Below are 24,838 nucleotides of genomic sequence, written 5' to 3'. Positions count from 1 at the left end.
TCCACACAATTCACCTGTGCACACTGTCAAAGATCACGCCACCGCGGAACTTTCCGCCAGGGGACATTTCGTCCCGGTGAGCCGCCCATTCTACATCGTTCTTTCAGGCCGTCAACAGTCTCGAAGAAGAATTTTTCTGCGGGAGCGTGACGCGAACCCTTCGAAGCAGGGTGGTTCGTCGAAGGGGCGAGAATCATAGCGCCGCATCATGCGACTGGGAAGAGGCAGCACGTAAAATTTTCGATGCGACCGCTTCGATGCGACCGCCGACTACACTGGCCCGATCACACGCCACGCGAGGCAACACGCCATGCTGAAGTCCCTGCTTGCCGCATCACTGCTGGTGCTGGGCGGCCACGCCTGTGCCGCCTCGACGGATGTCGCGCCCGTCAACGTGATCCTGCACGGCCAGCGATTCACGGCGGAACTGGCTACCCATGAAGCCGCACGCGAACACGGCCTGATGGCGCGCACGACGCTGGCGCCGGACCACGGCATGTTGTTCGTGTTTCCCGACACCGCGCCGCGCGGGTTCTGGATGAAGAACACGCTGATCCCGCTCGACATCCTGTACTTCGATGCGGAACGCAAACTGGTGTCGGCGCAGTTGGACGTGCCGCCGTGCAAGGCCGCCCCCTGCCCGGTCTATCCCAGTGCGGGACCGGCGCGTTACGTGCTGGAATTGTCGGCGGGCACGGCCAGACGGATCGGCGTGCGCGACGGCGACACGTTGACGATCGACGGCCGGCTGGGCACGGTCGACTGAGAGGCGGCGGCTGGCGGAACGAGCGCCAGACCGGCGCGGTAGGGGATCAATGCTTCGGGGCGGATCGCATCGAGCATGTCCCAGTCGTCTTCGAACGGAATGAACTGCTGCATGGTGAGGCTTCCGGCGTCACGCGTGCGGGATACGCGTGGAAGCATCACAGCGGATCGGCGGGCCCGTTCGCAGGCGCAAACGTGGCGAAAACGGGCCGGCCGCTGGCAGGGGTCGGCAATCAGTCGACCTCGATCATCTCGAAGTCGCTCTTGGTCGCGCCGCAATCCGGACAGGTCCAGGTCTCGGGCACGTCCTCCCAGCGCGTGCCGGGTTCGATGCCCTCTTCCGGCACACCCAGCGCCTCGTCGTAGATGTAGCCGCAGACCACGCACATCCATTTGCGCAGCGCGGTGCTTTCGGTGGAACTCTGGCTCATCGTCGGGCTTCTTTGTTCGAGGGTGAATAGTGCATTCTCGCAACTCGCCTGCCGTTGCGAAAGCGCGCGGCACCCACCTCCGCCCCTGCGGGCGCACGGAAGCTTCGTGCCATGACCGACACCCGTTTCACCGGCCGCGGCCTGTACGCGATCACCGACGGCCCCCGCGCCGACCTGCCTGAAGCCGTCGCGCAGGCGCTGGCCGGCGGTGCGCGGGTCCTGCAATACCGCGACAAGAGCGCCGATGCCGCGCGACGCCATGCCGAGGCCACCGTGCTCAGGCAGCTGTGCGACAGGTACGCCGTACCCCTGATCGTCAACGACGACATCGCGCTGGCCGCCGCGGTAGGTGCTGCCGGGGTGCACCTGGGCCGCGACGACGATGACCTGGCCGCCGCACGCGCGGCGCTGGGTCCCGGCGCGATCATCGGCGTGTCCTGCTACGACTCGCTCGAACGCGCCCGCGCCGCCGCGGCGGTCGGTGCCGACTACGTGGCGTTCGGCGCGTTCTTCCCCTCGCCCACCAAGCCGCAGGCGGCGCGCGCACCGCTGGAGCTGCTGCGGCAGAGCGCCGCGCTGGGCGTGCCGCGGGTGGCGATCGGCGGCATCACGCCGGACAATGCTCCTTCCCTGGTTGAAGCCGGCGCGGACTTCCTTGCCGTGATCTCGGCGGTATTCGCCGCGCCCGACGTGCGCGCCGCCGCACAGCGCTTCGCCCGTCTCTACCCCGCCGATTGAGCAAAGCATCGATGAGCACCAACCACGAACTGTTCCAGCGCGCCAAACGACTCCTTCCGGGCGGCGTGAACTCGCCGGTGCGCGCCTTCAAGTCGGTGGGGGGCGAGCCGTTCTTCACCGCGCGTGCCGACGGCGCGTATCTCTGGGACGTGGAAGGCACGCGCTACATCGACTACGTGGGTTCGTGGGGGCCGATGATCGTGGGCCACAACCATCCCGCCGTGCGTGCAGCGGTGGAACGCGCGGTGCAGGACGGCCTCTCCTTCGGCACGCCCTGTCCGGCCGAGGTGACGATGGCCGAGACCATCGCGAAACTGGTGCCGTCGGTGGAAATGGTGCGCATGGTGAACTCGGGCACCGAGGCCACCATGTCGGCGATCCGCCTCGCCCGCGGCGCCACCGGGCGCGCGAAGATCGTGAAGTTCGAGGGCTGCTACCACGGCCACGGCGACAGCTTCCTGGTGAAGGCCGGCTCCGGCGCGCTCACCTACGGCGTGCCTACCTCGCCCGGCGTGCCCAAGGCGAACGCCGACCTCACGCTCACCCTGCCCTACAACGACCTGGACGCCGCCAAGGCCTTGTTCGCCGAACAGGGCGACGAGATCGCCGCCCTGATCATCGAACCGGTCGCCGGCAACATGAACTGCATCCCGCCGGTGGACGGTTACCTGCAAGGCCTGCGTGAACTGTGCACTCGCCATGGCGCGCTGCTGATCTTCGACGAAGTGATGACCGGCTTCCGCGTGGCGCTGGGGGGCGCGCAGGCGCTGTACGGCGTGATGCCCGACCTCACCACCTTCGGCAAGATCATCGGCGGCGGCATGCCGGTGGGCGCCTACGGCGGCCGCCGCGACCTGATGGAGCAGATTGCCCCGGCCGGCCCGATCTACCAGGCCGGCACGCTCAGCGGCAATCCGGTGGCGATGGCCGCGGGCCTGGCGATGCTGGAACTGGTCCAGGCGCCGGGCTTTTACGACACGCTGGCCGCGCGCACCCGCGTGCTCTGCGACGGCTTGCAGTCTGTGGCCGACGGCGAAGGCGTACCGTTCAGCACCAACCGCGTCGGCGGCATGTTCGGCCTGTTCTTCACGGCACGGAAGGTGACCAGCTACGCGCAGGCCACGACCGCGGACACGGCGCGGTTCAACCGCTTCTTCCACGGCGTGCTGGAGCGCGGCGTGTACCTGGCGCCCAGCGCGTTCGAGGCAGGCTTCCTGTCCAGCGCACACAGCGACCAGGACATCGCCGACACCTTGCAGGCCGCGCGCGAGGCGCTGCGCGAGGCAAAGGGCTGAAACAGGCGCCGCCCGCTTCCGGGCGGCCCCCGCGGTTCACCAGCTGCCGGTGTTCGGCATCGAGGCCCACGGTTCCTGCGGCGGCAGGTGGCCGTCCTGCAGCAGCTCCACCGAGATCAGGTCGGGCGAACGCACGAAGGCCATGTGGCCGTCGCGCGGCGGGCGGTTGATGGTATAGCCCATGTCCAGCAGGCGCCGGCAGGTGGCGTAGATGTCGTCCACGCGGAACGCGAGGTGGCCGAAGTTGCGCGCGCTGCCGTAGTCCTCGGTCGAACCCCAGTTCCAGGTCAGCTCGACCTCGGCCTCGGGGCTGTCCGGCGCAGCGAGGAACACCAGGGTGAACTTGCCTTGCGCATTCTCCATGCGGCGCATTTCCTTCAGGCCCAGGCCGTCGCAGTAGAAGCGCAGCGAGGCATCGATGTCGCGCACGCGCACCATGGTATGCAGGTATTTCATCGTCAGGCTCCGTCAGTGTTCAGGGCTGCGCGCAGGCGCGCAGGGCCGCATGCAGGCGCTGCAGGCCCGCGGCCAGTTCCTCGCCCGAGATCGTCAGCGGCGGCACGAAGCGCAGTACGTCCGGGCCGGCCTGCAGCAGCAGCAGGCCGTGCGCGGCGGCATGGTCGAGGATCTCGCCGGCCTTGCCCCGGCATGCCTCGGCCAGTGCCGCGCCGATCATCAGGCCGCGGCCGCGCACTTCGTCGAACAAGTGCAGCTCCGCATCGATCGCCGCCAGCCCGTCGCGCAAGGCCTGCGCCTGCGCCGCCACGTTTGCCAGCACTCCGGGCGAGGCCAGCTTGCGCAAGGCCACGCGCGCCACCGCGGCGGCCATCGGGTTGCCGCCGAAGGTGGTGCCGTGGGCGCCGTACTGCATCACCTCGGCCACCTGCGGGCCGGCCAGCATCGCGCCGATCGGGAAGCCGCAGCCCAGCGCCTTGGCCAGGGTCACGATGTCGGGCTTCACGCCATCCTGCACGTGCGCGAACAGCGTTCCGGTGCGGCCCATGCCGCACTGGATCTCGTCCAGCACCAGCAGTGCGCCGTGCGCGTCGCACAGCTCGCGCACGCGCTTCAAAAAGCCGGGCGCGGCCGGCAGCACGCCGCCCTCGCCCTGCACCGGTTCCAGCATCACCGCGGCGATGTCGCCGGCGGCGAACGCGGCCTCCAGCGCCGCGGCATCGTTGAAATCCAGATAACGGAAACCTTCGGGCAGCGGCTCGTAGCCGGCCTGGTACTTCGGCTGGGCGGTGGCGGTGACCGTGGCCAGCGTGCGGCCGTGGAACGAACCCTTGAAGGTGACGATCACGCGCCGCTCCGGCGCCCGCCCCTGCGCAGCCGCCCACTTGCGCACCAGCTTGATCGCCGCCTCGTTCGCCTCGGCGCCGGAGTTGCACAGGAACACCCGCTCGGCGAAACCGCTCGCGTTCACCAGTTCCTCGGCCAGGCGCAGCGGCGGCTCGGTGTAGAACACGTTGCTGGCGTGCCACAGCTTGTGCGCCTGCGCGGTGAGCGCGGCGAGCAGGTCGGGGTCCTGGTGACCCAGCGCGTTCACCGCGATGCCTGCGCCGAAGTCGACGTAGTCGCGCCCTTCCGTGTCCCACAGCCGTGCGCCCGCGCCACGGTCCAGCACCAGTTCGCGCGGCTTGTACACCGGCAGCCAGTAGCGTTGGCCAAGGTCGATCAGGCGATGGGACGGGGTCGAATCGTGCTGTTGCATGGACACTCCAGGTTGCGCCCCCGGCCATGTTCCCGTGCCCGCGCGGAGCATCGCGAAACGCCTGCAACGCAGGATCCGGCCTGGTGATGCGCGCCAAATCGACATTATCCCACGGGCAGCCGCCGGGTCGGGCATGGCCTGCCGGAGCGGCGGCTGCCACATGTCTATGGCGTACGCAGCTCCAGCCGATGCTTCTTGCACAGGCGGTATACGGTAACCCGGGATATCTGCAGGCGCCGCGCGCACTCGCTGATGTTGAACCGGCATTCGCGCAGGCAGGCGGCGATGACCTCGCGTTCGACCGATGCGCGGGAGACGCCCAGGCTGGTGATCGCCGGGTCACCGCCGTCCCCCGCATCCACCGGCAAGGCGAGGTCAGCGGCGCTGATGAGCGCCCCCTCCGCCATCACCGCGGCACGCTGTACCCGGTTGCGCAGTTCGCGCACATTGCCCGGCCAAGGGTACTCGTGCATCGCACGCAGCGCCGCGCTTTCGAATCCGCGGGCAACGCAGGCCTGCCGCTCGCGGAAACGATCGAGAAAACGCTGCGCCAGCAAATCCACGTCGTCGCCGCGTTCGCGCAACGGCGGTATCTGCAGCCGCAGGACGTTGAGCCGGTAGTACAGGTCCTCGCGGAAGCGTCCCGCCGCCACGGCGTGCTCCAGATCGTGGTGGGTGGCGGCCATCACGCGCACGTCGACCTCGATCGGCCGGCTGCTGCCCACGCGTTGCAGCACGCCTTCCTGCAGGAAGCGCAGCAGGTTGGTCTGCGCATCCAGCGGCAGGTCGCCGACCTCGTCCAGCAGGATGGTGCCGCCGGCCGCGCTCTCGATATGCCCGATCCGCCGGGCGGTGGCGTCGGTGAACGCGCCACGCTCATGGCCGAACAGCTCGGACTGCACCAGGTTGAGCGGCAACGCACCGCAGTTGATCGCCACGAACGGCTGCATGGCGCGCGCCGAGAGCCGATGCAGCACGCGGGCGGCCACTTCCTTGCCGGCACCGGTCTCGCCGGTGATCAGCACCGGCAGGTCGATCGGCGCGTATTTGCGCAGGCTGGCCGCCACCGCCGCCACTGCGGCGCTGCGCCCCACCAGTTCAGGCAGGTCGGCCACCGCGTCGGGTTCGCGCAGGACGGCACCGCCCGCACGCTCCAGTGCGGCGAGCAGGCGCGGCAGGTCCAGCGGCGCACTGAAGAAATCGTGGCAACGCTGCAGAATGCGCTTGACCTGCGGACGCCGTACCGGCGTGCCGAGCGAGATCAGTGCGATCCACGGCAAGCCGGGACAATCCGTCATCAAGTGCTGCATCGCAGGCATGGCATGGGCATCGCCATGGCGCAAATCCGCCAGCACCACCACGCCGCCGCCCTCGCGCACCTTGACCGGGGCATCGCCCTCGACCACCCGGACATGCCATCCGGCTTCGATCAGACCGCTGCGCTCCCTGGCTTCCGGCTGCCCGAACCAGATCACGCACCCCAAAGGCCTAGAGCCCGTGGCGTCCATAGTCCCCTCTCCCCGGGCTCGATCTCCGCGTGTCGCTCCCCCTTGGCGACACACGCGCGGTGATCCTGGCCGGATTGCGATTCGGCGCGGATTGTAGACCCGCCACGCGTCACCGGCGTGACGGCGGCCCGCGGGGCACCCTCTCTCCGACCGCAGGCATGACCCTTGCTTGGGCCCCGCTGGGCAGCAGGCGGTTTCGCCCACCGCGCCGGCCCGGGTTCAGGCCTTCTGGAAACGCGGCAGGATATCGCGCAGCTCGGCCAGGCGTTGCAGCGGGTCGTCCAGCTCCAGCAGGCGCTGGCGTTCGTCGCCGCCCAGCGGCAACAGTTCGGCGAGCCGGAAGCCCAGCCAGCGTGCGTCCTCGTAGCATTCGCGCGGCGCATGCTTCCATTGCGGCGCCATCGCCTCGACCAGGCGCTCGGCGATCGTCTGCAGCAGGGCGAACTCGACCGGCACCCGCGCGGGCGGCTCCTCCGGCCACCACTCCACCTCGCCGCGCAACTGGCCGTCCGCACGCACCCGCGTGCGTCGTACCCGGAAGCGTTGGCCGCCCTCGGCCACGATGCCGAGCAGGCCGCCAGCGCCATGATGGAAATCCACGATGCGCGCCAGCGTGCCCACCGCCGCCGGCAAGGCCGGCTCGCCCGTCTCGCGCCCTGCCAGGATCAGGCAGACGCCGAAGCCGCAATCGTCACGCGTGCACTCGCGCACCAGGTCCAGGTAACGCGGCTCGAAGATGCGCAGCTCCAGCCGCCCACCGGGATACAACACGGTGGACAGCGGGAACAGCGGCAGTCCGGCGCGGGAAGAACGTCCAGCCATGCGGGAAGTGTAGCGGCAGCAGCGTCTTCACTCTCCTGCGGATGGCCGTCCCGCCGGGATCGGCGTGTCCCTATACTCCAGTCCGCCAAGGGGCTTGCCGGGAGGGATGCGAGGCATGTTCATCGATTTTCTTGATGGCACGGCGCCGGCCGAACTGGACGCCGACATCTGCATCGTGGGCGCCGGCGCGGCAGGGATCGCCATGGCGCGCAACCTCATCGACAGTTCGCTGCGGGTCTGCCTGATCGAAAGCGGCGGCCACGGCGGCGAACTGCGCAACCAGGCACTGTACGAAGCCGACTCGATCGGCTCGCCGCCGTTCGATCCGGTCAGCTCGCGCATGCGCGTGTTCGGCGGCAGCTGCAACCTGTGGGGCGGCGGCTGCATGCCGCTGGGCACGCTGGACATGAGTCCGCGCGACTGGGTGCCGCACAGCGGCTGGCCGCTCTCGCAGGCCGACCTGCTGCCCTGGTACGAGCGCGCACGCGCGGTTTGCGGCATCGAGGAGCACGGGCTCGACGGCGACCGCTTCCTTGCCGCGCCCGCACGGCCGCCGCTGCCCTTCGACCGCGACACCCTGGTCAACCAGATCTTCGTGCGCAGCCCGGTGCTGTTTGGGCGGGCCTACCGCACCGAACTCGAACACGCTGCCAACCTCACCGTGCTGCTGCACGCCAACCTGCTGGAGCTGGAGGCGACATCGGACGGCGGCGCCGTGCGCCAGGCCCGCATCGGCTCGCTGACCGGGCGGCGCGGCACGGTGCGGGCCCGACACTACGTGCTGGCCTGCGGCGGCATCGAGAATGCCCGGTTGCTGCTGCTGTCCGATGCAGTGGTGCCCGGTGGACTGGGCAATCGCCACGACCTGGTCGGCCGCTATTTCATGGATCACCCCAGCGGCAAGCTGGGCACGCTCCATTCGCGCAAGGCCGACCGGCTGGCGCGCCCCTATGACCGCCTGCGCGGCAAGGGTGCGGCACCGCCATTCCCGGAAATCGGCCTGTCCGAGCAGGTGCAGCGCACGCACCGGATACTCAATGCACGCGTGCATCCGTTCGCGGTGGAGGGTCGGGTGCCGCGTGGCCTGCATGCCCTGCGCGGCCTGCGCCGCACGCTGCGCAGGCCCGCGATGGACGAAAACGCCCGGCTCGAGGCGCGCATGTGCGCCGCCATGCGCAGCGAAGCGGCGCCGGCATCCGCGCATGCAGCCGCTCCGGCATCACTGGGCAGGCTCGCCTTGCAACTGGGTTTCGGCATGGGCGACGTGGCCCATGCACTGGGGCGCAAGCTGGCCGACAAGCCGGCCGTGCGCACCAGCCACGTCGACCTGGTCGGCTACTTCGAGCAGGCACCCAACCCGGACAGCCGCGTCAGCCTGTCCAGGGAGCGCGATGCGCTGGGGCAGCGCAAGCTGCGCATCGACTGGCGCCTGACCGAGCTCGACCGCCACACCTTCCGCACCTCCGCCAAGCTGTTCGGCGAGGAACTGGCACGCGCCTGCGACGGCCGCTTCGAGCCCGAGCCGTGGCTGGACGACGCGGGCGGCACGCCGCAGGTGCACGGCACTGCGCACCATCTGGGCACCACGCGGATGGCCGACGATCCGCGCCGCGGCGTGGTCGACCGCGACTGCCGCGTGCACGGCATGGACAACCTGCACATCGCCGGCAGCTCGATCTTTCCCACCGGCGGCTGGGCCTTCCCCACCTTCACCATCGTGGCGATGAGCCTGCGCCTGGCCGATCGGCTGCAGGCGCTGTGCGGGATGTAGCGCCGGCTCAATCCAGGAACAGGTCAGGCAGCAGCGGCGCGCCCGGCTGCACCGCGTAGCGATCGAAATCGCGCACGCCGGTTTCGCGCAGCACGTCCTCGTCGATCGCGAAGCGGCCCGTGCATTCCCGCGCGGGACGCACGAGCATGGCATGCGCGGCATCGGCCACGATCCCGGGCGTACGGCATTGCTCCGCGCGCACGCCGGCGATCACGCCGATCGCCGCTGTGGCGATCACCGTGCGCGGCCACAGCGCGTTCACCGCGATGCCCAGCGGCGCGAACTCCGTGCTCATGCCCAGCACGCACAGGCTCATGCCCATCTTGGCGATGGTGTAGGCGGTGTGCGGCGCGAACCATTTCGGATCCAGGCTGGGTGGCGGCGCCAGCATCAGCACGTGCGGGTTCGTCGCCTGCTTCAGGTACGGCAGGCAGCTCTGCGTGACGAGGAAGCTGCCGCGCGTGTTGACCTGGTGCATCAGGTCGAAGCGCTTCATCGGCGTGCCTTCCACCCCGGCCAGCCAGATCGCGCTGGCATTGTTGACCACGATGTCGATGCCGCCGAAATGCTCGGCCGCCTGCGCCGCGGCCGCGCGCACCTGCTCCTCCTCGCGGATGTCGCACTTCAGCGCCAGCGCCTTGCCGCCGGCGGCCTCGACCTCGGCGGCGGCGGTATGGATGGTTCCGGGCAATTTCGGGTTCGGCACGCCGCTCTTGGCGACGATCGCGATGTTGGCACCGTCGCGCGCGGCGCGCAGCGCGATGGCCAGGCCGATGCCGCGGGAGGCGCCGGTGATGAACAGGGTCTTGCCGGAGAGGTTGCTCATGGCGGAATCGGTCTGGCGGGAGTCCCGGCAGGATATCGCGTCCGCCAACACATCCACTGGACGGGCCCACCCCGCGACGGCACATTAGTCGCCTCACCAAGGGGAGCATGCGCAGGGATGTCGACCATCGCCACCACACCGGCAGCGCCTTTTGCCGATATGCGCACCGCGGCCGTGCTGCGCGTGCGCGGCCTGCGCAAGTCCTTCAAGCAGCGCGAGGTACTGCGCGGCATCGCCTGGGACGTGCCGTCCGGCCGGGTGATCGGCCTGCTCGGCCGCAACGGTGCCGGCAAGACCACCCTGCTGCGTTGCCTGCTCGGCCTCTCGCCGATCGATGCCGGCGAAGTGGAATTGTTCGGCGAGCCGATGACCGAGCCGGGCGGCGAGCGCATGCACCGCATCGGCTTCGTGCCGCAGACCTTCGACCTGTTCCCGTGGATGAAGGTGCGCGCCTACCTCGACTTCACCGCCGCGTTCTACACCGGCTGGAACCATGCGCTGGCCGAGCGCCTGCTCGGCGACTGGGAACTCGACCCGAGGCAGAAGATCGGCGAACTGTCGCAGGGCCAGCGGCAGAAGCTGGCGATCGTGCGCGCGATCGCGCCCGAACCCGACCTGCTGGTGCTGGACGAGCCGGTGGCCAGCCTGGACCCGCAGGCGCGCCGCGCCTTCATGGCCGAGCTGCTGGACCTGATGAAGGCGCCGGGCAAGACGGTGATCTTCTCCACCCACATCACCGCCGACCTCGAGCGCGCCGACGCCGACATCACCCTGCTGCGCGACGGCGCGATCCAGTTCACCCGCCCGCTGGCCGAACTGCGCGAACACCTGCGCCGCGCCGTGCTCACCCGCGCAGGCGGCTGGCCGCAGGCACCGGTGGTCGCCGGCCGGCTGAAGGCCACGCTCAAGGGCGACGAGGCGCAACTGCTGGTGGAGGATGCGAACGTCGAAAGCCTGCAGGCGCTGGCCGCGCGCGAAGGCGCCACGTTGCGCATCGAGACGCCCACGCTGGAAGACCTGTTCGTGGAACTGGCATGAGGGCGGTGTGGCAACTGTGGCTGCAGCCGTTCCGGCAAATGCTGCTCGGCGCCCTGCTGCTGCAACTGGCGTGGCTGGTCGGCGCGATCCTGCTGGGCTGCGTGCCTGCAACCGATGTCCGCTTCGCCGGCGTAACCGGCACGCTGCTCGCCTTCGGCGCGTGGTTCTGGTTCATCGTGCTGGGACTGTGCCTGCGTGGCTTGTGCCGGCCCGAAAACTTCCTGCTGCCCGACTTCCGCAAGCGGCTCGCCGTGGTGGGCGTGCTGCAAATCGCGCAATGGGTGCTGCTGCCCATGCTGGCCGCCGTGCTGCTGGGCGTGCCGCATGCCGTGCTGGGCGGCGCGGCGATCCTGTTGATGGCGGCGATCGGACTGGCGGCCAGTTCCGCGCGCTACATCAACCTGCTGGTCTGGGGCCTGTTCGTGCTGGCGGGCTGGCGGCCGGGACTGGCCAGCCAGGTCGCCATGGCGATGATCGCCTCGCCATGGGCGGCGCCGCTGGCGCTGCTGCTGGCAACGCTGATCGCCAGCCTCAGCCTGCGCGCGACGCTGCGCATCGAAGATCGCGAAACGGACGACTCTCCGCTGGAAAACGCGCAGCTCGGCCGCTCCCGCGCGCGCAACCTGGACGGCACGCCGGCGCGCCGCGGCAAGCTGGGCAAGCGCATCGGCGCCATCTTCGACGGCACCTCCCAGCGCGCGATGCAACAAGCGCTGGCGCGCTATCGCCGCAAGCCCAGCTGGCACCTGCGCATGGTGCTGGTGCGCCGGCTGCTGCTGCCGCACGACAACCCGCAGGCAATCGCGCTGCGCCTGCTGCTGGTGGCGGCGATCGTGACGTTCTACGTGGTGGCGGTGATGCACCGCCAGCGTTTCAACGCGGCGATGGTGGGCGCCTACGCGATCCTGCTTGGCCTGTCGCGCTTTCCGCAGCTCGGCCGCGGCATGCGGCAGATGCGGCCCAACCTCGCCGACCTCTATCTCACGCTGGCGCCGCCGACGCGCGCCGACTACCAGCAGACCCTGCTCGAGGCCTTGGTGGTGCTGGTGCCGGTCACCGCGCTCAGCACCGTGGCGTACACCGGGCTGGGCATCGTGCTCACCCATGCCGCGGAACCGCTGCGCATGCTGCTGGCCGCGGCGATCGTGAGCGTGGGCGCCAGCCTTACCGCGCTGGCGGTGCACCTGATCGGCCCGGAAGGCAGTTTCGGTCGCGGCCTGGTCGACCTCGGCGTGACGCTGGGCGCGATGGCGGTGTACTGGGGTGGCTACTGGTTGCTCGGCGTGCTGGGGCATGCCATCGGCGGCGGTGTGCTGTTGCTGGTCACGCTGGGTTTCGGACTGGGCGTGTGGACTTCGGCGCGACGCGAGTACCTGCGTCGGCCGCCCTGCTTCGACGCGCCGCTGGCCGGGTGAATCCCCGTCGCCGCCTGGCGGCTGTCAGGAACGCAGCCGTTCGACGAAGCGGCGCGGTGCGCCCTCGAAACCGCCGTTGGACATGAACACCACGTGGTCGCCGGGCCGCACCTGCGCACGCAGTGCCGCAAGCAGCGCATCGACACTGGCGGCCGTGCTGCCGCGCCCCGGCAAGGCATCGATGACGCGCTGTGCGTCCCACGGCAATTCGGGCCGATGCAGGAACACCACCGCGTCGGCGTCCGCCAGCGAGGGTGCCAGTGCCTCCGCATGCGCGCCGAGACGCATCGAATTGGAGCGCGGCTCCAGCGCCACCAGGATGCGCGTCCTGCCCACCTTCGCGCGCAGCCCGGCCAGCGTGGTGGCGATCGCGGTGGGGTGATGGGCGAAGTCGTCGTAGACGCGCACGCCGCCCACGTCACCGACCAGTTCCATGCGCCGCTTCACGCTCTCGAAGCCGGCGAAGGCGGGCAGCAACGCGCGCGGATCGGCGCCCGCAGCGGCGGCGGCGGCCAGCGCGGCCAGCGCGTTCATCACGCTGTGATGGCCCAGCAGCGACCAGCGCACTTCGCCGACCATCTCGCCGTGGTGCGCCACCTTGAACACGCTGCCATCGGCTTCGACCAGCTCGGCCTGCCAGTCGCCGCGGCCGATGCCGAAGGTCTCCACCGGCGTCCAGCAGCCCATCGCCAGCACTTCGGCGAGGCGCTCGTCGTGCGCGTTGACGACCAGCCGGCCGTTGCCAGGCACGGTACGCACCAGGTGATGAAACTGGCGCTGGATCGCCGCCACGTCGGGGAAGATGTCCGCGTGGTCGTATTCGAGGTTGTTGAGGATCGCGATGCGCGGGCGGTAGTGCACGAACTTCGAGCGCTTGTCGAAGAACGCGGTGTCGTATTCGTCCGCCTCGATGACGAATGGCGCCGCCGCAGGCGGCACGGCTTCACCTTCTCCCGCCGGGAGAAGGTGGCGCGCAGCGCCGGATGAGGGTTCGGCACCTGCGAACGACGGCATGCCGCCAAGTCGCGCGGACACGCCGAAGTTGCCCGGCACGCCACCGATAAGAAAACCCGGCGCCAGGTCCGCGCTTTCCAGCAGATGCGCCAACAGGCTGGTGGTGGTGGTCTTGCCGTGGGTGCCCGCCACCGCCAGTACCTCGCGCCCGGCCAGCACCGTCTCGCCCAGCCACTGCGGGCCGGAAACGTAGCGCAACTGCGCGTCGAGCATGTATTCGACCGCGGGATTGCCGCGCGTCATCGCGTTGCCGACCACCACCTGGTCGGGCGCCGGCTGCAAGTGTGCGGCCGCATAGCCGTCCATCAGGCGGATGCCCAGCGATTCGAGCTGGGTGCTCATCGGCGGATAGACGTTGGCGTCGGAACCTTCGACCTCGTGCCCCAGCTCGCGGGCCAGCGCGGCGACGCCGCCCATGAAGGTGCCGCAGATGCCGAGGATGTGCAGACGCATGGTGTGGAATCCGTCCCTCTCGCCGATACTTGCCTCCCTCTCCCGCCGGGAGAGGGCTGGGGGCGAGGGTACGGGACTTGCGGGGGAATGGGGTTTCGCGGGTCCGCACGCATTCGCTGCGCCCGGCCCCACCCCGGCTTTCTCCCTGCGGGGGAGAGGGAGCAGGCGGCTCAGCCGTTGGCAGCCGCCGCTTCGGCCTTGAGCGCGCGCTTTACCCGCGCCGTGACCTCGTCCAATTCGCCCACGCCGTCGACCACCTGCAGGGTGCCGCGTTTCGCATAGAAGTCCGCCACCGGAGCGGTCTGCTCGGCGTAGACCTTGAGGCGGTCGCGCACCACGGCCGGGTCGTCGTCCTTGCGGTGTTCGGCGGCGTAGCGGATCTCGCAGCGGCCGATGATCACCTCGTTCGGCACGTCCAGCTTCACCACCGCGTCCAGCGGCTGGCCGATGCGGGCCAGCAGATGGTCGAGCGCGTCGGCCTGCGCCAGGTTGCGCGGGTAGCCGTCCAGGATGAAGCCGCTTTTCGCGTCGGCCTGGGCCAGGCGCTCTTCCAGCATGGCGAGCAGGATGTCGTCGGAGACCAGCTTGCCGGCGTCCATCACCGCCTTGGCCTTGAGGCCGATGGGCGTGCCCGCGGCCACGGCCGCGCGCAGCATGTCGCCGGTGGAGATGTGCGGCACGCCCAGGTCGTTCTTCAGCCGAGTGGCCTGGGTGCCCTTGCCCGAACCGGGCGCACCGAGTAGCACGAGTCGCATATCGCTCCGCAATGGCGGCGGACGGCCGCCGATTCCCTGGGAAATGGGTTTCACGGTAGCGTTTGAAGGCCGTTGCCGTCAAACGAAAACCGCCGCCGGAGTACCGGCATGCGTCGCATCGGCGCGATACTGGGAGCTCACGCCAGGAGATCGCCATGCCGACCCGCAAAGCCGCACCCGGCCGCCTGCTCTACGCCCAGTCCGGCGGCGTCACCGCCGTGATCAACGCCACTGCCGCCGGCGTGATCGAGGCCGCGCGTGCGCGCGGCGTCAAGGTGTACGCCGCGCGCAACGGCATCCTCGGCGCGCTGCGCGAGGAGCTGATCGACACCGCGAAGGAATCGAAGGCCGCGATCGCGGCATTGCGCCACACCCCCGGCGGCGCGTTCGGCAGCTGCCGCTACAAGCTGAAGTCGCTGGAGGCGAACCGCGCCGAGTACGAGCGCCTGATCGAGGTGTTCCGCGCCCACGACATCCGCTGGTTCCTCTACAACGGCGGCAACGACTCGGCCGACACCGCGCTCAAGCTCTCGCAGATCGGCAAGGCGCTCGGCTACGACATCCGCTGCATCGGCGTGCCCAAGACGGTGGACAACGACCTCGCCGTCACCGACTGCTGCCCCGGCTTCGGCTCGGTGGCGAAATACACCGCCGTCTCCACGCTGGAGGCCAGCCTCGACGTGGCCTCGATGGCGTCCACTTCGACCAAGGTGTTCATCCTGGAAGTGATGGGCCGCCATGCCGGCTGGATCGCCGCCGCCGCCGGCCTCGCCGGCGGGGGCGCGGACGCGCCGCCGCATGTGATCCTGTTCCCCGAGAACGTGTTCGACGAAGCCGCGTTCCTGGCGAAGGTGAAAGCCACGGTGGAACGCGTGGGCTGGTGCACCGTGGTGGCCTCCGAAGGCATCCGCAACGCGGCAGGCCAGTTCCTCGCCGACGCCGGCACGCGCGATGCGTTCGGCCACGTGCAGCTGGGCGGCGTGGCGCCCACGCTGGCCGGGCTGGTGAAAGGCAGGCTCGGCTACAAGGTGCACTGGGCGCTGCCCGACTACCTGCAGCGCTCGGCGCGCCACCTCGCCTCCAAGGCGGACGCCGAGCAGGCGTACGCCGTGGGCAAGGCCGCGGTGGACTGTGCTCTGGCCGGCATGAACGCGGTGATACCGGTGATCGTGCGCAGTTCCGACGCGCCGTATCGCTGGAAGATCGAACCTGCGCCACTCGACAAGATCGCGAACCGCGAGAAGAAGCTGCCGAAGGGTTTCATCCGCAAGGACGGTTTCGGCATCACCGCCGCCGCGCGCCGCTACCTCGCCCCGCTGATCGCCGGCGAGGCGCCGCCGGCGTACGGCAAGGACGGCCTGCCGAAATACGTGACGCTCAAGAATGCATCCGTGGTGAAAAAGCTCCGGCCCTTCGAGGCTTAGCACCGTTCTCGCAGGTCAGGCAACAACCCACGCCTTGGCTGCGATGGATTCCTTGCTGGCGAAGACTTTTACTTCCAGGCCTGACACCAGATGGCTGCCCAGCGGCGCGAGCTTGTGCATCCATTGCTCGTCCGACACGACCGCCTCTTTTTCGAAGCGGTTCCAGTGACGCAAGCCGAGCTGCAGATCCTTGAAGAAGCCTTCGATCGAAATACCCTCGAAGGAAGGCACCTCGACGTAGACCCGCAACTTGTCGTGCCGGGCCAGCTTCTCTTCCACCATCGCCGCGATCCGGTCCATGTCCTCGGCAACAATCCGGCCGTCGACGCACATTCCGATCACGTTGTCCGCGTCAAATGCAATGGGTGTGATCATGGTGTCGCCTCCAGGGAACCCTGGGCCACCATGACAGGCAGCGGTGAATTCGCAGTGAAGCGAACCTTGGTATCGCGAATGCCTCCAGTGAACCATGGGCAAGCCGCACCGGTGTCCGGTCAGCCCCACGCTGCCCGTCGCCACCTCGCCCCGCTGGTCGCCGACCAAGCCCGTTGCCCCGCGGCCGCAACGACCTGCGAAGCATGTTGCCTTGGAAAACACCCCCGATCGACCGCAAGCCGCCTGACTCGCGCCATGGACCTGCCGGACTGAACCCACTTCAGAACAGGCCATTCAACTCCGCGTGTGTGGCGTTGTCCGTGAAGCCGTCGAAGCGTCCTTCGGCCAGCCCGCGCGCGGCGCGCAGGAAGCCGCCCCAGGCGGCCCCGGCCAGTGCACCGCCCACGCTGATCCGGCGCACGCCGAGTTTCGCGAGCTCGGCCTGCGTAAACGGCGCGGCGTAACCCACCAGCACGTTGACCGGCTTCGGCGCGACAGCACGGACCACCGCCTCGATCTGTTCGCTGGTGCGAAGGCCCGGCGCGTACAGGCAGTCCGCTCCGGCCTCGGCATAGGCCTTGAGGCGTTTCAACGACTCCTCCAGCGGTTCGGGATGGCCGACCAGAAAGCATTCGGCGCGACCGATCAGCATCACGTCCTGGCCGGAGGCGTCGATCGCCGCCCGTGCGGCACGCATGCGCGCCACTGCCTCGTCCAGTTCGTACAGCGGCCGCGCCGCATCGCCGGTGGAGTCCTCGATCGACAGGCCCGCCACGCCGGTGTCGACGCAGCGGCGCACGTTGTCCGCCAGCTCCCCGAGATCGGCGGCATGCCCGTCCTCGAAGTCGGCGTTCACCGGCAGATCGGTGGCCGCGACGATCGCGCGGCAGTGCGCCAGCACCGCGTCCACGCCCATCGCATTGTCGGCCTGCGCCTGCGACCACGCGAAACCCGAGCTCGTGGTCGCCAGCGCCTTGAAGCCGAGCCCTTGCAAGGCCCGGGCGGAACCCGCGTCCCAGGGATTGGGAAGCATGAAGCAGCCGCTTTCATGCAGCTTGCGGAAGGCGGCGCGGCGTGAAGCGAAGTCGATGGCGTTCATGCCTGCAGCCTACTACGCCATGCAAGTCCCCACGTAGCCTCGACGGCCCGGTTTCAGCCCATCGGGTTCTCAAGCCAGGGAACGATTCCGCCGGGCGATGGCCCGGCACGCCCCGCCGCGCACCGGGGTGCCGTGCCGGCGCTCAGCGCGACCTGACCGGCTGATACTGGCCCCGCTCACCGTAACGCGCCCGTTTGCCGTCCACGTTCGCGCACAGTTCGCCCTGGCCGCACAACACGACATCGGCGCTGTTGTAGGCCTTCATGAGGTCCGCGGACAACTGGTTGTCCCGCACCACCTTGGCATAGTGCATCGACAGCCATGCGCCGCCGCCAAGCAGCAACGCCAGGGTGATCAGGACGGCCCCGGTCGTCTTCCAGAGCAGCCGCCGGTGCAGTTCCTGCAACTGGCTGATCTGCCCGGCCAGCACCTGTGCGGCCTGCTCGATCCCCGCGCCCGCCGTGGCCAGGCTCTGCCTGTATGCGCCCATCGACTGGCCAAGCCCGGCGCGCACCGTGTCGGCCATTTCGCCCGGCAGGGTCTGCAGCAGATCCTGCGTCGACACCCTGACCACGCCAGGCAATTGCTGCGTCAAGCCTTGCAGCACTTCGCCAAGCGCCTGGAGGCGCGCATCGATGTGTGCCCCCCGACGCTCGTACTGCACCATCAGGGTCGCGGTCTTGTCGATCAGCGCGTTCAATTCTTCGGTCTGCATGGCGCGACTTCCCTGTGATGCCGGATGGGTTTTCGACGGCGCGGCTCAGAGCGACATGACCGCGCCTGGCTGCTGCACCAACTGTTGCCGGGCCATCTGCTGGACCGCTTGCTGCTCCAGCCAGTCCGCCTGTGCCGTGGCGCGGGCCAGCATGCCGCGGCCGGCTTCACCGAAGGCCAGCCCCTGGTTCTCCCGGCCGAAAGCCCCCCAGTCGTCCGCCTGCCCGGCTGCCAGCAGACGGTCGAGTCGGGATGACAGGTCGCCGGAAGGCGCCCGCTCCGGCTGGTCCGGAATCGCCGGCCGCACACCCGTATCGATGCGCTGCCGCTCGAATTGCCGGTTCAGCGATTCGTCGCGCGGTTCGGCATTGAACGGATCGGCCACCCGCGTCGCTTCCGACCTGGGCACCAGCAGTTCGTTGTACCCGCCCGGTGCGAGCCGGTCGACCTTGGGCGCAAGCCGATACAGCAGCGTGCCGTCTTCCGAGCGGTGCACCACATCCAGTCGCGGATCGTCCGGCTCCGCTTGGTGCCCGAGAAACGGCTGGTCGCTCAGCCCATTGAGGTAATCAACCATCAGATTTTCGCTGCGGATGGCCAGGCCGTCGCGGTGATAGCTGCCGCCGACGTCGGAGTGCGCGCCAGCCACGGTCACGCCCAGGAAACGCCCATCCGCCGTCATGCCGGGATCGATGATGTGGTCGGACTTGAACAGCCCGCGCCGCTCGTCCGTGGCGATGATCTGGAAACCGGAGATCACCGATGGCGGGAGCCGGCGATCATGGTGCTTCACCGGATCGCCCGTGCCCACCGGATCGAACAACCCCACCGCCTGCGCCACCTGGCCGGGCTCGACCAGCGGCGGGCGGGTGTATTCCACATGGGTTATGCGGTGGTGGCTGTCGTAGGTGTAGTGCGCACCCATCGGGTCCTGGATGCCGCGCTCCTGCACGATGCGCGCAAACCCTGCCGCCTGTTCGCCGCCACGGCTGAAGCCGATGTCGGCCACGCTGATCGCAGCCGCGGGATCTGCCTGTTTCCAGCGCCAGGCCTGGTCGATGAACAGCTTGTACTGTTCCTCGATGCGGGCACCGTAGGTGTGTCCATCCATGCCATCGAACGTACGCTCGATGAAGTTGGCTTCCGTGCCGGGACCGGCAACATAGCTGCCCCTGATCTGCTCTCCTCCGGCCTTCATCAATCCTTTGATCTGATCATCGATCTTTCCGATATTGGTTTCGTGCTCGGGATCCTTGAGCTTGTCGTTGCCCGTGCCATCGAACGACGCGACGTACAAATACTCATGCGGATTGCCTGCATGTACGAACACGGGCGCGTCAAACCGCGACAGCTCTGCGCGAGCATCGATGTAACTCTGCAGGCGTCGCGCATCAGCCTCGTAGTAAGGCACACCGTCGTTGCGGACCCCATCCGGATCGAGCCTGTCTTCCCCACTCATTCCATGGCCTCCGGTCAGTAGATGTGCGTCCATACCAGGAACAGATCATCCCGGCCGTAACTGAGCTTGTTTCCCGGGATTTGTTCGCTCTTGGTGGGAATCAGCATCTCCATATACACGTTGATAGTGCGGTCTTTCACTTCGAGGTAGATGTTTGGTTCGCCCGCCACCGAACCACTGTAGAAATCAGCCATATCGGACTTTGGCACCTTGTGCCAGATCAACTGGTCCTTGAAGACCTTGGCCAGATCCACCTCGGTCGCGTGTCTGACGCCGTCCAGCGACGTCCATTGCACTTTGGCCGGCGCTGGAAAATTGTCTATGCCTACATACAAAACCCCGGGCCATGCGCTCTTGTAATCCGGAGAGGGTGGCGGTGGTGATGGTTTGTCGGCTGCATCCCGTGTGAAATCGTGATCGTTGTAGATCACCCTGCAACTCAGCGTGCTGTAGCAAAAGGCCTCGAAGTTGTGCCTCGCGAAACGCAACGGCACGGCAAGCGTTTCCGGCGGCGGCTGAATGGTGTCGGCCTGGGTGGACATGGCGGCTTGGCATCCTGTCGTCAGCAAGACGAATGCAATGGGAAGCATGGCGTTGCAAAAGCGTGGCATCGAGCTGTCCCGCCCCGATTTGGACTGGCGGAAGTATCCCGCATCGCCCGATCGAACAATGTCGCCGCATCACACTTCGCGTGTAGGGACAATCCGATATCGCTCGATTCCTGCCCCCGATGCAAACTTCCCCGGGGCGCCGATGGCCACGGAACGTTGCGCCGCACAACAGGATACGCGCCGGGCTCTGCCTATACTCCCCGTGACCGCCCCTTCCGGGCGGCCCACAACCCATGGGGAGGCTCCGATGCTGCAGCAGTATGGCTGGTGGATCGTGCTCGCGTGTGCAGTGGTGGCAGTTTTGTATGGCGCGATCTCCGCGCGTTGGGTGCTGGCGCAGTCGCCGGGCAACGCACGGATGCAGGAGATCGCCGCGGCGGTGCAGGAGGGTGCCCGCGCCTACCTCAACCGCCAGTACGGCACGATCGGCATTGTCGGCGTGGTGCTGTTCCTGTTGATCGGTTTCTTCCTGAGTTGGCCCACCGCGGTGGGCTTTTTGATCGGCGCAGTGCTGTCCGGCGCCGCCGGCTACATCGGCATGAACGTCTCGGTGCGCGCGAACGTGCGCACCGCCGAGGCGGCGCGGCAAGGCCTCTCGGCGGCGATGAACGTGGCGTTCCGCGGCGGCGCGATCACCGGCATGCTGGTGGTGGGCCTGGCGCTGCTGGGCGTGGCCGGCTACTGGCTTATCCTCAACCGCAGCGGGATCACCAGCGAACACGCGCTGCACGCGCTGGTGGGCCTGGCCTTCGGCAGCTCGCTGATCTCGATCTTCGCGCGCCTCGGCGGCGGCATCTTCACCAAGGGTGCGGACGTGGGTGCCGACCTGGTGGGCAAGGTGGAAGCCGGCATCCCCGAGGACGACCCGCGCAACCCCGCGGTGATCGCCGACAACGTGGGCGACAACGTGGGCGACTGCGCGGGCATGGCGGCCGACCTGTTCGAGACCTACGCGGTGACGGTGATCGCCACCATGCTGCTGGGCGGCCTCACGCTGAGCAACGCGGGCAGCGACGCGGTGCTGTATCCGCTGTTGCTGGGCGCGGTGTCGATCATCGCCTCGATCATCGGCACGCTGTTCGTGCGGGTGGGCGCGGGCGGCTCGATCATGGGCGCGCTGTACAAGGGCGTGATCGTGTCGGGCGTGCTGGCCGCGATCGCGTTCTACCCTATCACCATGCAGATGATGGCGAGCTTCGACGGCGGCGCGATGAACCTGTGGTTCTGCTCGCTGATCGGCCTGGCGCTCACCGGCGCGATCGTGTGGATCACCGAGTACTACACCGGCACCGACTACAAGCCGGTGCAGCACATCGCGCAGGCTTCCACCACCGGCCACGGCACCAACATCATCGCGGGCCTCGGCATCTCGATGAAGGCCACCGGCCTGCCGGTGGTGGCGATCTGCGTGGCGATCTGGGGTGCCTACGCGCTGGGCGGCCTGTACGGCATCGCGATCGCGGCGACCGCGATGCTGTCGATGGCCGGCATGATCGTGGCGCTGGACGCCTACGGCCCGATCACCGACAACGCCGGCGGCATCGCCGAGATGGCCGACCTGCCGCCGGAGGTGCGCGGCGTCACCGACCCGCTGGACGCGGTGGGCAACACCACCAAGGCGGTGACCAAGGGCTACGCGATCGGCTCGGCCGCGCTGGCGGCACTGGTGCTGTTCGCCGACTACACGCACAACCTCGACGTGTCCGCGCAGATGAAGGCCGCCGCCAGCGGCGGCGTGGCGCAGACACTGAGCTTCGACCTGTCCGACCACATGGTGATCATCGGCCTGCTGATCGGCGGCCTGATCCCGTACCTGTTCGGCGCGATGGCGATGGAAGCCGTGGGCCGCGCGGCGGGCGCGGTGGTGGAGGAAGTGCGCCGCCAGTTCCGCGACATCGCCGGCATCATGCAGGGCACCGCCAAGCCGGACTACTCGCGCGCGGTGGACATGCTCACCAAGTCGGCGATCAGGGAAATGATCGTGCCTTCGCTGTTGCCGGTGATCGTGCCGATCGTGGTGGGCCTGCTGCTGGGCCCGAAGGCGCTGGGCGGCGTGCTGATCGGCACCATCGTCACCGGCCTGTTCGTGGCGATCTCGATGACCACCGGCGGCGGCGCCTGGGACAACGCCAAGAAGTACATCGAGGACGGCCACCACGGCGGCAAGGGTTCGGAGGCGCACAAGGCGGCGGTCACCGGCGACACCGTGGGCGATCCGTACAAGGACACCGCCGGCCCCGCGGTGAACCCGCTGATCAAGATCATCAACATCGTGGCGCTGCTGATCATCCCGCTGCTGCATTGATCGGATCCGGCACGACGACAGGCCCCGTTCGCGGGGCCTGCCGCATTTCGGGCACCTGACTTCAGCCACACGCACGCGTCGTGCCGCCCCGCCACACTCGGGCCTTCACCGCAGAACACGGTCATCCGACAAGGAGCACCCATGACTTCCAAGACATCCCTCTGGCTGGCGCTCGCGCTGGGCGTCACACTGGGCGGCATGAACACCGTTTACGCCGCGACCACCGACCAGACTGCCGCCAGCGACGATCCCTACCTCTGGCTGGAGGCCACCCACGGCGCACGCGCGATGGATTGGGTGAAGCAGCAGAACGCGATCACCGAGAAGGCCTACGCCAGCTCGTCCGGGTTCGAGCGCACCCGCAACCAGATCCTCGAAGTGCTCGATTCCGACGCGCGCATCCCCTCCGTGAGCCGCATGGGCGAGTACCTCTACAACTTCTGGCAGGACAAGGCGCACCCGCGCGGCCTCTGGCGCCGCACCACGCTGGACGAGTACCGCAAGGCCGACCCGAAGTGGGAGACCCTGCTGGACGTGGACGCGCTGAACAAGGCCGAGGGCAAGCGCTGGGTGTTCAAGGGAGCGGATTGCCTGAAACCCGCCTACACGCGCTGCCTGCTCTCGCTGTCGCCCGACGGCGGCGACGCGGTGGAGGTGCGCGAATTCGACACTGCCACCCAATCCTTCGTGAAAGGCGGCTTCGAGCTGCCGATCGCCAAGACCCAGGTGGGCTGGATCGACCAGGACCACATCTACGTGGGCACCGATTTCGGCCCCGGCACGATGACCAGGTCCAGCTACCCGCGCATCGCCAAGGAGTGGACGCGCGGCACGCCGCTGTCGGCGGCCGCCACGGTGTACGAGGGCAAGCCCGACGACCTCGCGGTGAGCGCCTTCCATGACCGCACGCCCGGTTTCGAGCGCGACTTCGTGCAGGTGGCCACCGACTTCTTCCACAGCGAGACCTACCTGCGCAAGGAGGGCAGGCTGGTGAAGCTGGACGTGCCCAGCGACGCCAGCGCCGATGCGCACCGCGAGTGGCTGCTGGTGACGCTGCGCTCGCCGTGGACGGTGGGCGGCACCACCTACCCCAACGGTGCGCTGATCGCCACCAGGTTCGACGACTTCATCGCCGGCAAGCGTGCGTTCACCGTGCTGTTCCAGCCCGATGCGCACACCGCGCTCTCCAACTACGCGTGGACCCGGCACCACCTCATCCTCGACGAACTGCACGACGTGCAGAGCCGGCTGGAAGTGCTGACGCCCCCCGGAAATTCCGCAACCGCCGGCGCCTGGCAGCGCAAAGCCATACCAGGCGCACCGGCGATGAGCACGGTAGAAGTGCTCGACACCGATCCCGACCACAGCGACGAGTACTGGCTCACCGTCACCGGCTTCCTCACCCCACCCTCGCTGGAACGCGGCGTGCTGGGCCAGGACAAGGCCGAGACGATCAAGCAGCAGCCCGCCTTCTTCGACGCCTCCAGGTTCAGCATGAGCCAGCACTTCGTCACCTCGCAGGACGGCACCCGCGTGCCCTATTTCGAGATCGCTCCGAAGGACCTGAAGCTCGACGGCTCGAACCGCACCCTGCTGTACGGCTACGGCGGCTTCGAGGTCTCGCTGCAGCCCTTCTATTCCGGCTCGGTCGGCCGTGCCTGGCTGGATCGCGGCGGCGTGTACGTGATCGCCAACATCCGCGGTGGCGGCGAATACGGCCCGGCATGGCACCAGGCCGCGCTGCAGGCCAACCGGCCCAAGGCCTACCAGGACTTCGCCGCAGTGGCGGAGGATCTGGTGAAGCGCGGCGTCACCTCCGCCAAGCACCTCGGCGCCGAAGGCGGCAGCAACGGCGGCCTGCTGATGGGCAACATGCTCACCCAGTACCCGCAGCTGTTCGGCGCGATCGCCTGCGAGGTGCCCCTGCTCGACATGAAGCGCTACGTCCACCTCGACGCCGGCGCCTCGTGGATCGCCGAATACGGCAACCCCGACGACCCGAAGCAGTGGGCCTTCATCAAGACCTTCTCGCCCTACCAGAACGTGCACAAGGGCACGCACTACCCGCCGGTGCTGTTCTACACCACCACCAGCGACGACCGCGTGGGCCCTGCGCAGGCGCGCAAGATGGCCGCGAAGATGGAAGGCATGGGCATCCCCGACGTCTGGTTCTACGAGAACCTGGAAGGTGGCCACGGCGCCGGTGCGGACAACAAGCAGTCCGCGCACATGCACGCGATGGTGTACGACTTCCTGTGGGACAAGCTGAAGTAAGCCGCTTCGACCAGGAGCGCACGCGGGCCGGC

Annotated in this window: 22 protein-coding genes; 9 read left to right on the top strand and 13 right to left on the bottom strand. The window is 68.5% G+C overall.

Features of this window, described 5'->3' with window-relative positions; translation table 11 throughout:
• The first annotated feature begins 310 nt into the window (after nt 1–310).
• Entirely contained in the window at nt 311–766 is a 456-nt protein-coding gene (locus ABQJ56_RS15220; protein WP_367845870.1) for a DUF192 domain-containing protein, read from the top strand.
• 232 nt (nt 767–998) lie between these two features.
• On the opposite strand, the gene ABQJ56_RS15215 is transcribed toward ABQJ56_RS15220, so the two are convergent.
• Nucleotides 999–1,196, bottom strand: a complete 198-nt coding sequence (locus tag ABQJ56_RS15215; RefSeq protein WP_367845869.1) for a rubredoxin — start codon at nt 1,194–1,196, stop codon at nt 999–1,001.
• Between the two features lie 111 nt (nt 1,197–1,307).
• On the opposite strand from ABQJ56_RS15215, the gene thiE reads away from it, so the two are divergent.
• Together thiE and hemL are read left to right on the top strand one after the other, a co-directional pair.
• Nucleotides 1,308–1,934: a thiamine phosphate synthase gene (gene thiE, locus ABQJ56_RS15210; RefSeq protein ID WP_367845868.1), complete on the top strand. Its 627-nt coding sequence runs from the start codon at nt 1,308–1,310 to the stop codon at nt 1,932–1,934.
• Between the two features lie 11 nt (nt 1,935–1,945).
• A complete protein-coding gene (hemL, locus tag ABQJ56_RS15205; protein WP_367845867.1) occupies nt 1,946–3,229 on the top strand; it encodes a glutamate-1-semialdehyde 2,1-aminomutase in 1,284 nt (427 codons plus the stop codon).
• Nucleotides 3,230–3,265: 36 nt separating this feature from the next.
• On the opposite strand, the gene ABQJ56_RS15200 is transcribed toward hemL, so the two are convergent.
• From ABQJ56_RS15200 to ABQJ56_RS15185, 4 genes are all read right to left on the bottom strand, one after another.
• Complete coding sequence (locus tag ABQJ56_RS15200) at nt 3,266–3,685, bottom strand: VOC family protein (protein WP_367845866.1); 420 nt, start codon at nt 3,683–3,685, stop codon at nt 3,266–3,268.
• 19 nt (nt 3,686–3,704) lie between these two features.
• The gene (locus tag ABQJ56_RS15195) at nt 3,705–4,943 is read right to left on the bottom strand and encodes an acetylornithine/succinylornithine family transaminase (RefSeq protein ID WP_367845865.1); all 1,239 of its coding nucleotides are present in this window, start codon (nt 4,941–4,943) and stop codon (nt 3,705–3,707) included.
• Between the two features lie 164 nt (nt 4,944–5,107).
• Complete coding sequence (locus ABQJ56_RS15190) at nt 5,108–6,451, bottom strand: sigma-54 dependent transcriptional regulator (RefSeq protein WP_437343438.1); 1,344 nt, start codon at nt 6,449–6,451, stop codon at nt 5,108–5,110.
• A 219-nt stretch (nt 6,452–6,670) separates the two neighbouring features.
• Nucleotides 6,671–7,273 carry an LON peptidase substrate-binding domain-containing protein gene (locus ABQJ56_RS15185; protein WP_367845863.1) on the bottom strand — a complete coding sequence of 201 codons (603 nt, stop codon included), beginning with the start codon at nt 7,271–7,273 and terminating at the stop codon, nt 6,671–6,673.
• A gap of 115 nt (nt 7,274–7,388) precedes the next feature.
• On the opposite strand from ABQJ56_RS15185, the gene ABQJ56_RS15180 reads away from it, so the two are divergent.
• Nucleotides 7,389–9,044: an FAD-dependent oxidoreductase gene (locus ABQJ56_RS15180; protein WP_367845862.1), complete on the top strand. Its 1,656-nt coding sequence runs from the start codon at nt 7,389–7,391 to the stop codon at nt 9,042–9,044.
• A gap of 7 nt (nt 9,045–9,051) precedes the next feature.
• Here the strand turns inward: ABQJ56_RS15180 and ABQJ56_RS15175 are convergent, their stop codons facing one another.
• Complete coding sequence (locus ABQJ56_RS15175) at nt 9,052–9,870, bottom strand: SDR family oxidoreductase (RefSeq protein ID WP_367845861.1); 819 nt, start codon at nt 9,868–9,870, stop codon at nt 9,052–9,054.
• A gap of 117 nt (nt 9,871–9,987) precedes the next feature.
• Here ABQJ56_RS15175 and ABQJ56_RS15170 point away from each other — a divergent pair, with 117 nt between their 5' ends.
• Together ABQJ56_RS15170 and ABQJ56_RS15165 are read left to right on the top strand one after the other, a co-directional pair.
• Complete coding sequence (locus ABQJ56_RS15170) at nt 9,988–10,908, top strand: ABC transporter ATP-binding protein (protein WP_367845860.1); 921 nt, start codon at nt 9,988–9,990, stop codon at nt 10,906–10,908.
• Nucleotides 10,905–12,323, top strand: a complete 1,419-nt coding sequence (locus tag ABQJ56_RS15165) for a hypothetical protein (protein WP_367845859.1) — start codon at nt 10,905–10,907, stop codon at nt 12,321–12,323. The genes ABQJ56_RS15170 and ABQJ56_RS15165 overlap by 4 nt, the downstream gene beginning before the upstream one ends.
• A 24-nt stretch (nt 12,324–12,347) precedes the next feature.
• On the opposite strand, the gene mpl is transcribed toward ABQJ56_RS15165, so the two are convergent.
• Nucleotides 12,348–13,790, bottom strand: coding sequence for a UDP-N-acetylmuramate:L-alanyl-gamma-D-glutamyl-meso-diaminopimelate ligase (gene mpl / locus ABQJ56_RS15160; RefSeq protein WP_367845858.1), 1,443 nt, complete (start codon nt 13,788–13,790; stop codon nt 12,348–12,350).
• A gap of 170 nt (nt 13,791–13,960) precedes the next feature.
• Complete coding sequence (locus ABQJ56_RS15155; protein WP_367845857.1) at nt 13,961–14,545, bottom strand: adenylate kinase; 585 nt, start codon at nt 14,543–14,545, stop codon at nt 13,961–13,963.
• A gap of 155 nt (nt 14,546–14,700) precedes the next feature.
• Between ABQJ56_RS15155 and ABQJ56_RS15150 the strand changes: the two genes are divergently transcribed.
• Nucleotides 14,701–15,969, top strand: a complete 1,269-nt coding sequence (locus tag ABQJ56_RS15150) for a 6-phosphofructokinase (RefSeq protein WP_367845856.1) — start codon at nt 14,701–14,703, stop codon at nt 15,967–15,969.
• A gap of 15 nt (nt 15,970–15,984) precedes the next feature.
• On the opposite strand, the gene ABQJ56_RS15145 is transcribed toward ABQJ56_RS15150, so the two are convergent.
• From ABQJ56_RS15145 to ABQJ56_RS15125, 5 genes are all read right to left on the bottom strand, one after another.
• On the bottom strand, nt 15,985–16,344 hold the full coding sequence (locus ABQJ56_RS15145; RefSeq protein ID WP_367845855.1) for a SpoIIAA family protein: 360 nt from the start codon (nt 16,342–16,344) through the stop codon (nt 15,985–15,987).
• 280 nt (nt 16,345–16,624) lie between these two features.
• The gene (locus tag ABQJ56_RS15140; RefSeq protein ID WP_367845854.1) at nt 16,625–17,443 is read right to left on the bottom strand and encodes an isocitrate lyase/PEP mutase family protein; all 819 of its coding nucleotides are present in this window, start codon (nt 17,441–17,443) and stop codon (nt 16,625–16,627) included.
• Nucleotides 17,444–17,585: 142 nt separating this feature from the next.
• Nucleotides 17,586–18,158 carry a relaxation protein gene (locus ABQJ56_RS15135; protein WP_367845853.1) on the bottom strand — a complete coding sequence of 191 codons (573 nt, stop codon included), beginning with the start codon at nt 18,156–18,158 and terminating at the stop codon, nt 17,586–17,588.
• A 45-nt stretch (nt 18,159–18,203) separates the two neighbouring features.
• Nucleotides 18,204–19,616, bottom strand: coding sequence for a phospholipase effector Tle1 domain-containing protein (locus ABQJ56_RS15130; protein WP_367845852.1), 1,413 nt, complete (start codon nt 19,614–19,616; stop codon nt 18,204–18,206).
• Nucleotides 19,617–19,630: 14 nt separating this feature from the next.
• Nucleotides 19,631–20,158: a hypothetical protein gene (locus tag ABQJ56_RS15125; protein WP_367845851.1), complete on the bottom strand. Its 528-nt coding sequence runs from the start codon at nt 20,156–20,158 to the stop codon at nt 19,631–19,633.
• 316 nt (nt 20,159–20,474) lie between these two features.
• On the opposite strand from ABQJ56_RS15125, the gene ABQJ56_RS15120 reads away from it, so the two are divergent.
• Both ABQJ56_RS15120 and ABQJ56_RS15115 read left to right on the top strand, forming a co-directional pair.
• Entirely contained in the window at nt 20,475–22,532 is a 2,058-nt protein-coding gene (locus tag ABQJ56_RS15120) for a sodium-translocating pyrophosphatase (protein WP_367845850.1), read from the top strand.
• A gap of 141 nt (nt 22,533–22,673) precedes the next feature.
• A complete protein-coding gene (locus ABQJ56_RS15115) occupies nt 22,674–24,806 on the top strand; it encodes a prolyl oligopeptidase family serine peptidase (RefSeq protein WP_367845849.1) in 2,133 nt (710 codons plus the stop codon).
• Nucleotides 24,807–24,838: the final 32 nt, after the last annotated feature.

The organism is Rhodanobacter geophilus (assembly GCF_040812275.1).
GTDB lineage: Bacteria > Pseudomonadota > Gammaproteobacteria > Xanthomonadales > Rhodanobacteraceae > Rhodanobacter_A > Rhodanobacter_A geophilus.
This window is presented reverse-complemented; position numbering and strand designations above follow the sequence as displayed.